At 50.8% G+C, this 11691-nt stretch carries 12 protein-coding genes and 1 pseudogene; 11 read left to right on the plus strand and 2 right to left on the minus strand.

Annotated elements, in window-relative coordinates:
* Positions 1 to 25 precede the first annotated feature (25 nt).
* Positions 26 to 961, plus strand: coding sequence for a cysteine synthase A (cysK, locus tag ABH899_RS08965; RefSeq protein ID WP_009675545.1), 936 nt, complete (start codon positions 26 to 28; stop codon positions 959 to 961).
* 79 nt (positions 962 to 1040) lie between these two features.
* On the opposite strand, the gene ABH899_RS08970 is transcribed toward cysK, so the two are convergent.
* A complete protein-coding gene (locus tag ABH899_RS08970) occupies positions 1041 to 1937 on the minus strand; it encodes an SDR family oxidoreductase (RefSeq protein WP_369995668.1) in 897 nt (298 codons plus the stop codon).
* A gap of 240 nt (positions 1938 to 2177) precedes the next feature.
* On the opposite strand from ABH899_RS08970, the gene ABH899_RS08975 reads away from it, so the two are divergent.
* The 6 genes from ABH899_RS08975 (at position 2178) to ABH899_RS09000 (ending at position 7149) form a co-directional block, all read left to right on the plus strand.
* Positions 2178 to 3146 carry a helix-turn-helix transcriptional regulator gene (locus tag ABH899_RS08975; RefSeq protein ID WP_369995669.1) on the plus strand — a complete coding sequence of 323 codons (969 nt, stop codon included), beginning with the start codon at positions 2178 to 2180 and terminating at the stop codon, positions 3144 to 3146.
* A gap of 67 nt (positions 3147 to 3213) precedes the next feature.
* On the plus strand, positions 3214 to 3672 hold the full coding sequence (locus ABH899_RS08980) for a hypothetical protein (protein ID WP_369995671.1): 459 nt from the start codon (positions 3214 to 3216) through the stop codon (positions 3670 to 3672).
* Between the two features lie 27 nt (positions 3673 to 3699).
* Positions 3700 to 3915, plus strand: a complete 216-nt coding sequence (locus ABH899_RS08985; protein WP_009675574.1) for a hypothetical protein — start codon at positions 3700 to 3702, stop codon at positions 3913 to 3915.
* Positions 3916 to 4329, plus strand: coding sequence for a hypothetical protein (locus ABH899_RS08990; protein WP_369995672.1), 414 nt, complete (start codon positions 3916 to 3918; stop codon positions 4327 to 4329).
* Between the two features lie 350 nt (positions 4330 to 4679).
* Complete coding sequence (locus ABH899_RS08995; protein ID WP_369995976.1) at positions 4680 to 5324, plus strand: formylglycine-generating enzyme family protein; 645 nt, start codon at positions 4680 to 4682, stop codon at positions 5322 to 5324.
* Between the two features lie 346 nt (positions 5325 to 5670).
* Positions 5671 to 7149, plus strand: coding sequence for an Lsa family ABC-F type ribosomal protection protein (locus ABH899_RS09000; RefSeq protein ID WP_369995674.1), 1479 nt, complete (start codon positions 5671 to 5673; stop codon positions 7147 to 7149).
* A 103-nt stretch (positions 7150 to 7252) separates the two neighbouring features.
* On the opposite strand, the gene ABH899_RS09005 is transcribed toward ABH899_RS09000, so the two are convergent.
* Positions 7253 to 7912: a helix-turn-helix transcriptional regulator gene (locus tag ABH899_RS09005; RefSeq protein ID WP_369995675.1), complete on the minus strand. Its 660-nt coding sequence runs from the start codon at positions 7910 to 7912 to the stop codon at positions 7253 to 7255.
* 166 nt (positions 7913 to 8078) lie between these two features.
* Here ABH899_RS09005 and ABH899_RS09010 point away from each other — a divergent pair, with 166 nt between their 5' ends.
* From ABH899_RS09010 to ABH899_RS09025, 4 genes and pseudogenes are all read left to right on the plus strand, one after another.
* Positions 8079 to 9443, plus strand: a complete 1365-nt coding sequence (locus ABH899_RS09010) for an MFS transporter (RefSeq protein WP_369995676.1) — start codon at positions 8079 to 8081, stop codon at positions 9441 to 9443.
* Between the two features lie 22 nt (positions 9444 to 9465).
* A complete protein-coding gene (locus tag ABH899_RS09015; RefSeq protein ID WP_369995678.1) occupies positions 9466 to 9867 on the plus strand; it encodes a HesB/IscA family protein in 402 nt (133 codons plus the stop codon).
* A 148-nt stretch (positions 9868 to 10015) separates the two neighbouring features.
* Positions 10016 to 10724 (plus strand): annotated as a pseudogene (locus ABH899_RS09020) (DNA alkylation repair protein).
* Positions 10725 to 11155: 431 nt separating this feature from the next.
* Complete coding sequence (locus tag ABH899_RS09025; protein ID WP_369995679.1) at positions 11156 to 11683, plus strand: GNAT family N-acetyltransferase; 528 nt, start codon at positions 11156 to 11158, stop codon at positions 11681 to 11683.
* Positions 11684 to 11691: the final 8 nt, after the last annotated feature.

Genomic DNA, 11691 nt, shown 5'->3' on the forward strand with positions numbered 1-11691 from the left:
AGCATCTCAAACGGGGGATAGAACCATGGCAAACATTGCAACGAATTTGACGCAGTTGATCGGAAACACACCGCTGCTGGAGTTGGTGAATTACGCCAAAAAACAGCAGGTTGAGGCGCGTCTGCTGGCTAAGCTGGAGTATTTTAATCCGGCGGGCAGCGTAAAGGACCGCATCGGATACGCGATGATCAAAGACGCGGAAGAGAAGGGGCTGCTCCGGCCGGATTCCGTCATTATCGAGCCGACGAGCGGCAATACGGGCGTCGGCCTTGCTTTCGCGGCCGCGGCCCTTGGCTACAAGCTCATCATCACACTGCCGGAGAGCTTCAGCATCGAGCGCAGGAAACTTCTTGCGGCGCTTGGCGCGGAGCTTGTTCTGACACCGGCGGAAGAGGGGATGTCGGGCGCGATCCGCAGGGCGGAGGAGCTTGCGGCTGAACTGCCGGGAGCTTTCGTTCCTCAGCAGTTCGAGAATCCGGCGAATCCGGACGTGCACCGCCGGACGACCGCCGAAGAAATCTGGCGGGATACGGACGGGGCCGTCGATATTTTTGTCGCCGGAGTCGGTACGGGCGGAACGGTTTCCGGGGTCGGGCAGGCGCTGAAAGCGAAAAATCCCGCGGTGAACATCGTCGCCGTGGAGCCGGCGGATTCGCCTGTTCTGTCCGGGGGGAAAAGAGGCATGCACAAAATCCAGGGAATCGGCGCGGGCTTCGTGCCGGGGAACTTCGATTCGTCCGTGGTAGACGAGATTCTGACCGTGAAAAACGAGGAAGCACTTACGGCGGCCCGTCTTCTTGCGAGAAACGAAGGTCTTCTCGTCGGAATTTCTTCCGGAGCGGCCGTTCATGCGGCTTCCGTGCTGGCGGAGCGCCCGGAGAACAAGGGCAAGACGATTGTCGTCCTGCTGCCCGATACCGGGGAACGCTACCTGTCTACCGATTTGTTCCAGGAAGAGTAGCGCGGGGTCCCTCTCTCAAACAAACCGCATAAAACACTTTAAGGCAGCCACCTGAATCGTGGCTGCCTTATTTGGCGTCTTAAGCGTCCTGCCGCTCGTCGTACAAGCCGTGCTCCGCCGCATGTTGGCCCCAATGGGGTCTTCTGCCGTCGACATCGCTGAAGCCGTACTCGTCGGACAATCCCCAGCTCGTCAGCACCTTGCCCGACTTCGCGAATTTGTCCGGATCGGCCGCGAGTGCGGCGATTCCCCGTCCGATATAGAACGGCGTTTCGGACTCGCTGTAATGAGGCTCCTGCGCGATGGCGTCTCTCCAGTTTTCTTCCTTTACGCCGAAATGATCAAGCATCGCTTCCGAGCGGAGAAAACCCGGTGTGACGGCTGCCGCCGTTACTCCGTGCGGCCGCAGATCCGCGGCCATCGCCTCCGCCAGATGAATGGCGGAAATTTTGGCCAGACTGTAATACAGGTTCCCCCGGTAGCGGTAATCGAAACCGTCGGTGATTTCGAGAATCATGCCCTGCTTGCGGGACGCCAGCAAAGGGGCTCCGTAATAGCTGGTGAGCATATGGGAACGAACCGCACGCTCTTGAATGAGAAGTCCGTCCTGCAGAGAGTGCTCCCAGAACGTTTTTCCCCACTCGGTCAAAGGATCCCCGCCCCACACATCGTTCACCAGGAGGTCAAGCCTGCCGTTCTGCTCCAGTTTTACCCGCTCGAAGAGCGCTTTAACATCTTCTTCTACCGTGTGGTCCGTGCGGACGGCAATTCCCCGCCCTCCTTTAGCGGTCACAAGTTCGGCCGTTTCCTCGATCGTTTCGCTGCGCCCCATGTTCGAGAGGTTTCCACGGACACTGCGCCCCGTGCAGTACACGGTCGCTCCCGCCTCCCCGAGCATGGCTGCAATGCCTCGTCCGACGCCGCGCGTCGCTCCTGCCACTACGGCAATCGTTCCTTCCAGTGATTTCGATTTCATCGCGATCTCTCCTTTTGGTCTCAACTAATAGCGGATTGCTGTGTCTGTGCAGGCTGCGGATCGATTAGCCACCCGCAACCTGTACCCAGTATAAGAGGGGATATATGACAACCCTTGTCATAATTGCTATAGTAAATTAAACGAAAAACCCCGCGCCGTTCAGAACTGCCGATAGGGAAAAACCGCTGAGGGAAGAGAATGGGCCGGGGATGCCGAACAAGGAAGAAAAGAGGAATAACGATGAGAGCCGACCGATTGCTGTCTCTTTTATTGTTGCTGCAAAACCATGGGAAAATGTCGTCCCGCGAACTCGCCGAGAAGCTTGAGGTGTCGGAACGGACCATTTTCCGGGACATGGAGGCGTTGAGCGCGGCGGGCATTCCGGTTTATGCCGAGCGGGGTTCGGGCGGCGGATGGTCCCTGACGGAAGGATACCGCACCCGGCTGACCGGCATGAAAGCGGAGGAAATCGCGACGCTTCTGATCGCGAACACTTCCGCGCTGCTGTCGGATCTCGGCATGAGCAGCGAATACGACAGCGCCTTCCAGAAGCTGCTGGCCGCTTCGCCCGCATCCATGCGGCAGGAAACGGAGCGCGTCCGGCAGCGCATCCACATCGACGGCGCAGGCTGGCACCGCTCGGCCGAGCAGCTTCCCCATCTTCCGCTCGCACAGCAAGCGGTGTGGGAAGAGAGGAAGCTGCGCATCCGCTACCGGCGCGACGACCGGATCGCGGAGCGGATCATCCATCCGCTCGGCCTCGTCGCCAAAGGCAGCATCTGGTATGCGGTTGCCGAGACAGAGGGAGAGATGAGAACCTACAGAATCTCCCGGTTGCTTGACGCGGAGCTCTCGGAGGAACATTTTACTAGGCCGACGTCATTCGATCTTGCCGAGTACTGGGAACAGTCCCTGAAAGAGTTTGCGGCAAAGCTTCCGCGCTATCCCGCAAAAATTAAGATCAGGGAGACGGAGCTTCACCGCTTTTCCAGAGAACGGTTTGCAAAAGTACGGCATCTAAGCGAAGCCGATAACGGCTGGGTGGAAGCGGACACCGAATTCAATACGTTGGAATCGGCTATAGGCATCCTGCTCGGTTACGGCAGCAGCGTTTATGTTCTCGCGCCGGAGGAACTTCGTTCGGGGTTAGTCGCGGTAACGAGAGGGATATTGGAGCTTTACGACAATAAAGAGAATAAAGAGCTGTGAAGAAGAATTAAGGGGTGGTAAAATATAACAAGTGAGTAGAGAAACCGTTGAAGGAGTGAAACCGGACATGAAAGTGCCTGTTTCCGTTTTCGTCAAACCGGTGGATGGTCCCGGCCTGTTATTCATGCGGCTTATACTTGTCTGTATTTCGCTCACAAGTTTTATAGCGACGCTTTACGGAGGAAATATACAGCAGGCTTATGTTTTCGGCGGCATTACGCTGGCTTTAGCTGTTTTGTTCGCAATTCAGGCGAGTCGGGCTCTTCGGCCAAGATCTCCGATTCTGTTGGAACCTCAATCGCTCGTCGCCGAAGGCCGGAGAGTGAGCACCCATGAAATCGAAGAAATCCGCAGGTGGGGGAAGTTCGGCAGAGACGTGATCGGCATTAAACTCCAAGGCCGTTTCGACGTCCCCGCTCATTTAACGTTCCGTTTCCGGGATGAAGAAGGCATGGAGGCTCTAAGCAGCTGGGCAGAGGCCCGGAACATCGCTTTTACCCGCAAAAGCTTCGTAAGATGGATCTAAGCTTTAGTTACAGGAAGGAAGATGGAAATGGATAGTGGTGCATCTGCAACTGCTGCGGCGGTAAATCCGTTCGTACTGATTCAAATGCTGATGATGGCGGGGTACGCGGTCCTGCTTGTACTTGGGATCGTTCTTCTGATCGTGTTAATCAGGCTCGCCCTCAAAGCGAACAAAGCTCTCGATACGTACATGGCATCCAAACCGAATACGGCGGTGCTTCCGCCGGAAACGAAGGAGAGCTGAATGGTTCCGCTGAAAATCAGGCTGGCTTATAACGCCATCTTTCTGGGTACGTACGGAGTCCCTTTTTATTTCGTGTACCAGTTCATTTTCTTCGACTCGCCTCACCCCGGTCAAACGATCTATGTTGTCCTGATCTCTCTGTTGTCGATGAATATCCGGCTTCGTGAAAAACTTCTGTATGTTCCCCAAAAAGAATCCCGTAAAAAGAAAATGTTCGTGTACGTGCTCGGTCTAAGTATGTTAATCGGTGTCTTCGCATATTACGAAGGCTGGCAGACGGCCTTGCAGAAAGGGCCGCTTGGGATGCTGCTTATTATGGGAGGGCTGTATGCGGGGCATCTGCTGCTGGAAAAGCTCATCGCCGCCCGGTTCCGGGCGGACAACGCTCCGGAGGAGAGCTCCTTGTCCTCTTAGGAATTCCGGTCTTGCGTCACCCCGGTCAAACGGCAGGGAACCAAAGGTTCTCCTATCGAAAGCACCCTAAAATGCCTGGGAAAACCGCGATTATCGCGGTTTTTTTTAATACGGTCGCCATGGCGTTAACCTGTAATCATAGCGATGCGGATAACGTGCTCCTTTCTTTGGACGGGGATCGATTTATCGTGCCGTTTGGTATGCGGCCGGCAAGCCGCATTTTGCAGATCGTCGTGTGCGGGTAATTTTATATTGATTAACGGTTCCAAGCGCGGTAAGATTTGTAAAATCATAGTCGTTGGGAGGAAGGCCGTTTGTCTGATGAACGAACAGCATACATAGACCATCCGATGGTCAACATTCCGGGCGGAGAAATCGAATTAAGAGACGACCGGGTCCATACCAAATGGAAAGCCGAAATAAGAGCGTTTCTGCTTGCCCGATATCCTGTAACCGAGGGGCTTTACAAGGCAGTTACGACGAATTCACCCTATTCACCGGACGAATATTTGAAGCCGGCTGTGAATATTTCCTGGGAGGAAGCCGTTTCTTTTTGTAATCTATTTTCACGGCAGGCCGGACTGAAAGAGTGTTATTCGATAAGCGGAGACGGTCTAACGATCCTGTGCGATTGGGAGGCGGACGGCTACCGGCTTCCGACGGAAGCGGAGTGGCAGTACGCATGCAAAGCGGGGACTGCCGGTTACAGATACGGAGATCTGAATGAGATAGTCTGGTACAACGAAAATTCGGGAGGCGGGGCTCAAGAAGTAGGGACCAAGGAACCGAACGCCTGGGGACTCTACGATATGCTGGGGAATGTCTGGGAGTGGTGCTGGGATGTATACGATGAAAAAGTGTACGGCTCCTACCGGATTTTCCGCGGAGGCAGTTGGGCCGAAGAGGCCAGGGGCTGCGGGGCAACGTGCCGCCGCCGGAGCCATCCGACCTTTGGCATAGACGATCTCGGATTTCGCCTGGCCCGGTCGGGGTAACGTGACTTCGGCCTTTTTTGGAAGGGGAGCGGCAATCAGGCACGGGGATTCGCGCTAACGGCGGCGGGTTGCAAATATAGAGTGAGTATGCTACGATGTCAATAATTTACTAAAGGAGTTGAAGAGGATAATGTACACTTTCTTGCGCGCGTAATGATAAAACAAAGAGCGAAGTTTTTCGCTTGTTTTATTTATTATCTGCAAGAAAGTTACATCTCCTTTTCACTCAAATCGGATATTCAGGTCTGGACCCGTCGCGGGCTGGATTTGATTTAATATTTGAGCTGCGGGAAAGGTATAACTTTCTTGCAGCTCATTTTTTTATTCAAAGGAGGAGGATTCAATCATGTCATTGATTAGAGTCTCTAACCTGACTTTCGCTTATGACGGCAGTTACGATAACATATTCGAAGAGGTAAGCTTTCAGATCGATACCGATTGGAAATTGGGCTTTACTGGGAGGAACGGCCGGGGGAAAACCACGTTTCTGAACCTGCTGCAAGGCAAGTATGAATACAGCGGAACGATTTCCGCTCAGGTCCAGTTTGACTATTTTCCTTATCCCGTGGACAACAAGGAAAATCTGACGCTGGATGTGATCCGCGACATTTTTCCGGATTATGTGGATTGGGAACTGTTGCGGGAGCTTTCCCTGCTAAAGGTATCGGAGGATGTGCTGGACCGGCCCTTTGACTCGTTGTCGAACGGGGAGCAGACGAAAGTGATGCTGGCCGCTTTGTTTCTTAAGGAGAACAGCTTTCTGCTCATTGACGAACCGACCAACCATCTCGATATGGAAGCGCGCAAACTGGTCAGCAGCTATCTGAGGAACAAAAGCGGATATATTCTGGTCTCTCACGACAGAGCTTTTCTCGATGACTGCGTCGATCACATTTTGTCCATCAACAAAACCAACATCGAAATCCGGAAAGGCAACTTCTCGGACTGGTGGAGAAACAAAGAAATGCAGGACGAATTTGAGCTTGCGGAGAACGAAAAGCTGAAAAAAGACATCAAGCGCTTATCGGAAGCGGCCAAACGGACAAGCGGCTGGTCGCACGAAGTGGAGAAGACGAAGAACGGCACAAGAAATTCCGGCTCCAAGGTAGATAAAGGATACGTCGGCCACAAAGCCGCCAAAATGATGAAACGATCCAAAACCATCGAGCAAAGACAGCAGTCCGCGATTGAAGATCGTTCACATCTCCTGAAAAATATCGAAAGCTCCGAAAGCTTGAAGATTTCCCAGCTTGTTTATCACAAAAACCAGCTGGCCGAGCTCGACCACGTGTCGATTCATTACGGCGATAAGACGGTGTGCGGCGATATCGGCTTTACGGTGGAACAGGGAGAGCGGATTGCGCTTTCGGGCAAAAACGGCTCCGGAAAATCCAGTATTCTGAAGCTGATTCTCGGCGAAGATCTCGACTACACCGGCACCTTCCGGAAAGGGAGCGGGCTGAAAATATCCTACGTATCGCAGGATACCGCCCATCTGCGCGGAAGCTTATCCGACTACGCCCGGGAAAACGGAGTAGACGAAAGCCTGTTTAAATCGATCTTGAGAAAACTGGATTTCGCGCGGGTCCAATTCGAGAAGGACATTTCGTCATATAGCGGCGGGCAGAAGAAGAAGGTGCTGATCGCCAAAAGTCTGTGCGAGCACGTTCATCTGCATATCTGGGATGAGCCGCTTAATTTTATCGACGTGGTATCGCGAATGCAAATTGAAGAATTGCTGCTTGAACATAAGCCAACCCTTCTTTTTGTGGAGCATGACCGAGAATTTTGCAGCAATATTGCGACCAAGGTAGTGGAGCTTTAACTTTCATCGGCATACTCGGGCACCGCAGTCCTCCTGGACTGCGGTGTTTTTTTGTTCGCAGCTTCAATTCATTTGGTTCAATTGCTGTGCTTTGTTCTCTTGGTCACAGATTATTTTCCCTAACCCTGTATACACAGTTTCTTCCCCCGGCCAAAATATACTCTACGCGTTCAACAAGAACATGCTTCCCAAGAATTGTATGAAATAAATGCAGCTCATTCTTACATAACCCGGTACATGCAACAGCAGCTTCACAGATCGGACAATGCTTCTCAATAAACAAGAAACTGCCGTCGCCTTGGTCCTTGACCTCGGCCATATAGCCTTCGCGGGTTCGAATTTCGGCCAGTTTGTCCAGTTTCTCTCTTACGTCAGATGCGTCTCCGATGTACTGGAGATACTGCTCTTGCAACTTTTTATTCCGGACAGCCAGCAGCTTGTCCAGCCCCTCGTTTCCGAAAGCTTCTTTCATCGAATGGATCAGACTGACGGATAACTCAGAATATCCGCTAGGAAAAAAACGATCAGCCTCCTGAGTTAATCTCCATAGCTTTGTTGGCCGGCCCATGGGGCGGGCTTCTTCTTCATAAGTAACGAATCCTTCTTCTTTCAGCGCATTTAAATGTTGACGAATAGCCATTCCGGATAGCGAAAAGTTGGAGGATAGTGCCACAACATCCATTCCTCCCTGCTGTTTTAGCAGATCAATGATCGCTCTCCGGGTACTGGTCGAGGCATCCTTATTCGTTCGATTTGGGCTCATGATGAACCTCCTTATTAAGCAACCGGATCTAGTTCACTGTCTACATTTTAAACAAAAATGTTGACAAAGTCAAAATCGGACTGTAATTTAAACTTTATCAACATAAATGTTTACTAAGTATCCGGATACGATGTATACATAAAAATTTTCTTGGAGGTCACCTTTCATGTCGTCTAGTTCTCAAAGCATTTTCAGCCCGCGTTATTTTGCATTGTCCATAGGAATCATACTGTCGGTGATGGCAGTCGGATTCGAAGGCTTATCGGTCACGACGATTGCCCCTTCCATTGCCAGTGACTTGAACGGCCTTGACCTATTCGGTTGGATATTCAGTACGTATCTGCTTGCGCAGATTATCGGCACCTTGGTCGTCGGTCGAATCATTGATAGACAAGGACCTGCGGCACCGTTCACTTTCGCGCTTATTTTGTTTGTCGTCGGGCTGATCGCTGCCGCAACAGCAGGCGATATGTATACCATGATAGGGGCGCGGGCTATGCAGGGTTTAGGTGCCGGAGCTATGATGACTTGCGTGTACACGGCCATATCCTTAAGTTACCCGGATGAATTACGTGCCAAAATCCTTGGAGCATTCGGTACTGCCTACGTTCTTCCGTCCATGCTCGGTCCATACGTTGCGGGTCTTATCGCTGATCAATGGTCCTGGCGGTTTGTTTTCTGGGGGATCTTACCGATCCTGGTTGTTTCAGCACTGCTTAGCTTACCTGCATTCAGGAAATTAAAAACACAGAGGACGCAAGGGAACAACGGGGCTTCAGCCACATGGCTGGCCTTGCTGTTAACGATAGGTACGGGAATCTTCTTAGTTGGTCTAAGCATGCTGCCGATTCTTACAGGGTTTGTTTTAGTCATGATCGGCTTAGCGCTAATGGGATATCCGCTGTGCAAATTGCTGCCTAAGGGAACGCTTGCTTTCCGAAGAGGGATGCCGGCTATTCTAGCAACACGCGGGTTGTTCTTCGCCGCCTATGCCAGCACACAGAATTTCTTGGTACTGGCTTTAATAGATGTGAAAGGTATCACTCCTTCTCAGGCCGGATTAATTGTAGCGAGCGCTGCGCTAAGCTGGTGCATCATTGCCTATTTGCAAGGACGTTGGGATTCGGCAGACCAAGGCCGCGGGCGTCATACAAGAATTATCCTGGGTGTGGTACTGCTTGCAATTGGAATTGCCTTGGTTTTCTGGGTACCTGTTGTGACAGTTGCCGTTGCGGTTATCGGACAAATCATAGCTGGAATCGGAATTGGATTGGCGCATCCTATTAGCGGCGTTGTGGCATTTTCCCAAACAGGGAATGGAGATGTTGGAGAAACTTCCGCAAATCTGCAATTCGCGGATTCTTTTACACCTGGCGTGGTTATCGGGATAGGCGGTTCTATTCTTGTTGTTTGTCAAGCTGCAGGGATGTCGCTGCAATCCGGATTAATTGTAACGATGGGCTTTCATCTCTTGTTAATCGTCACGAGTTTATTCGCCAGCACCCGGATCAGACCGGCAAACCCAAAATGACGTTCAAAGGAGAAATACAACGATGATACAGGTCAGTGAAGCAGCAACAGAAAAAATCGTCGAAATCTTATCAAGTGCTAATGCCCGAAATTCTTTCCTTAGAATAGGCGTCGATGAGGGGGGATGCAGTGGTTTATCCTATACTCTTATAGCGGATGAGCAGAAAACAGAAGATGATATCTTGTTAAATAAAGGGGAATTTAGTCTATTGGTTCATACGAATAGTATGCCATATATGGAAGGTCTTCAAATTGATTATGAAGAAAGAGGGATGATAGGCGGTTTCACCTTGAATAACCCTAATGCAAAGCTTCCTGTGGATGTGGAGCTAGTTTCAGAATGGAAAATTACCGTGGGGAAATTAAAAAATGTGATTAGCCTTATTAACTTGTTGACGTATGTTCTTGTCGCAGATTTAGGATAGAATATCCGTCAATAAGTTTTTGCAACAGGAAAATGTCTGTATAATAAGCAGTGAAGTTTCTAAATGGGGCTATACAGCAGATAATCTTTATCCCGTATTGGCTATACTAAGCTTGATGAAATCCTTCGAAAATAAGGAAGGATAGACAATGAATTTCGAAATGGTCATGCAGGAACTTGAAAGTCTCGGCAAGGAACGAACCAAGAAAATTTACGTTTCCAATGGCGCGCACGAACCGCTCTTTGGCGTGGCTACAGGCGCAATGAAACCCATAGCTAAGAAAATTAAAAAGAATCAGCCTCTGGCCGAGGAGCTTTACAACTCGGGGAATTATGACGCCATGTATTTTTGCCGGCGTAATAGCGGACCCGAAAGCCATGACTGCCGCGGATTTTGAGCGTTGGATAGATGCCGCGTATTTTTATATGCTGTCCGATTATGTGGTGGCCGTAACCTTGGCAGAAACAGGTATTGCACAAGAAGTTGCGGATAAATGGATCGCAAGCGGTCAAGAGTTGAGAATGTCAGCGGGCTGGAGTTGTTACTGCTGGCTTTTGGGGAGTCGGCATGACGGTGAATTTTCCGAAAGCAAACTTGCCGATATGCTTGAAATTGTGGAAAATACGATTCATGATTCTCCCGAAAGAGCGAAATACGCCATGAATAATTTTATTTACACAGTGGGAGTCTCCTATTTGCCTCTTCATGATAAGGCGGTCGAGACCGCAAAGGCAGTAGGCCCGGTAGAAGTCAAACGGGACAAGACAAAAAGTAAGTTTCTAGATGCTTCCGAAAATATTCAAAAGGCAGCAAATAAAGGCCAACTTGGTTTCAAACGTAAATATGTAAGGTGTTAAGAAATAGGGCCGGTCCTTACCTTTTTTTTCCTGAATACAAGAAAACCAAGGCTAGGATCAAGGCGACAAGCTGCAATTCTTTAGAGACAAATTTTAAGAGCCAGAAGGATGTAAACACGGTTGCCCAGACTAAGTAGCTTAACATTTCTTTGCGTTCCCAATGTTTCCGGTTTACTAGAACATGAATGTACCCTATAGGCGGTGTTATCGCACATAAAGCGAGTACAAAACCGTTTCTTAAGTACCATTTCTTCTTATGATTGCTTGGTCCCAGCTTAAACATCTCCTGTTCTGAGTTTGATTGCTCTGCCTTGCTCCTCCTGGGCTGTGGTGTTTTTTTGGTGCGCAGCTTGATCCTTTTATGAAAAAGGGTCTTTTTTTTCCTCTCGAAATCCCGTATATTTTTCAAAAGGAGTAAAGGAGCTGCCCGTATGAATGAAGAACTGCTCGAACTGAATTTGGAGGAAGGCTCGGACATTTTTGAAATGACGCGTGAGATCGGCCTGGGAGCGAACGGGTTTGTGAACAGCTTTTACAGCGAAACCCGGGACGAGTTTCATAATCTGCTTGTCAAAAATTATAACATGGCGCGGGCCAAACAGCTGCCGGAAGGGCTCGTCCCTCAAACGGTTTATTGGCTTTATGCGGACGGCAGGCCTGTCGGCTACGGGAAAATGCGGCACGCGCTGAACGGCCAGCTCAAGAAACGGGGCGGCCATATCGGCTATGTCATCCGCCCTTCGGAGCGGGGGAAAGGCTATGCGAAGCTGCTGCTGCAGCTCCTTCTTCGGGAAGCGGCCGGCAAGGGCATACATGAAGCGCTGCTGACCTGCAACGAAGATAACGCGCCGTCGCGCCGAGTGATCGAAAGCTGCGGAGGCGTTCTGCAGGACAACATCGACGGCATTTGCCGGTACCACGTTCCCGCCGGGCGGGTGCTGGGATCAACCGGCTCGTAGACGATTTA

This window comes from Paenibacillus sp. RC84, assembly GCF_041260495.1.
In the GTDB taxonomy this organism is placed as follows: domain Bacteria; phylum Bacillota; class Bacilli; order Paenibacillales; family NBRC-103111; genus Paenibacillus_F.

Excerpts from the sequence above, each read along its gene's own strand:
- ABH899_RS08990 (WP_369995672.1), top strand. The coding sequence starts at position 3,916 with ATGGTTCCGCTGAAAATCAGGCTGGCTTATAACGCCATCTTTCTGGGT.
- ABH899_RS09025 (WP_369995679.1), top strand. The coding sequence starts at position 11,156 with ATGAATGAAGAACTGCTCGAACTGAATTTGGAGGAAGGCTCGGACATT.
- cysK (WP_009675545.1), top strand. The coding sequence starts at position 26 with ATGGCAAACATTGCAACGAATTTGACGCAGTTGATCGGAAACACACCG.
- ABH899_RS08975 (WP_369995669.1), top strand. The coding sequence starts at position 2,178 with ATGAGAGCCGACCGATTGCTGTCTCTTTTATTGTTGCTGCAAAACCAT.
- ABH899_RS09015 (WP_369995678.1), top strand. The coding sequence starts at position 9,466 with ATGATACAGGTCAGTGAAGCAGCAACAGAAAAAATCGTCGAAATCTTA.
- ABH899_RS08985 (WP_009675574.1), top strand. The coding sequence starts at position 3,700 with ATGGATAGTGGTGCATCTGCAACTGCTGCGGCGGTAAATCCGTTCGTA.
- ABH899_RS08980 (WP_369995671.1), top strand. The coding sequence starts at position 3,214 with ATGAAAGTGCCTGTTTCCGTTTTCGTCAAACCGGTGGATGGTCCCGGC.
- ABH899_RS08995 (WP_369995976.1), top strand. The coding sequence starts at position 4,680 with ATGGTCAACATTCCGGGCGGAGAAATCGAATTAAGAGACGACCGGGTC.
- ABH899_RS09005 (WP_369995675.1), bottom strand. The coding sequence starts at position 7,912 with ATGAGCCCAAATCGAACGAATAAGGATGCCTCGACCAGTACCCGGAGA.
- ABH899_RS08970 (WP_369995668.1), bottom strand. The coding sequence starts at position 1,937 with ATGAAATCGAAATCACTGGAAGGAACGATTGCCGTAGTGGCAGGAGCG.
- ABH899_RS09010 (WP_369995676.1), top strand. The coding sequence starts at position 8,079 with ATGTCGTCTAGTTCTCAAAGCATTTTCAGCCCGCGTTATTTTGCATTG.
- ABH899_RS09000 (WP_369995674.1), top strand. The coding sequence starts at position 5,671 with ATGTCATTGATTAGAGTCTCTAACCTGACTTTCGCTTATGACGGCAGT.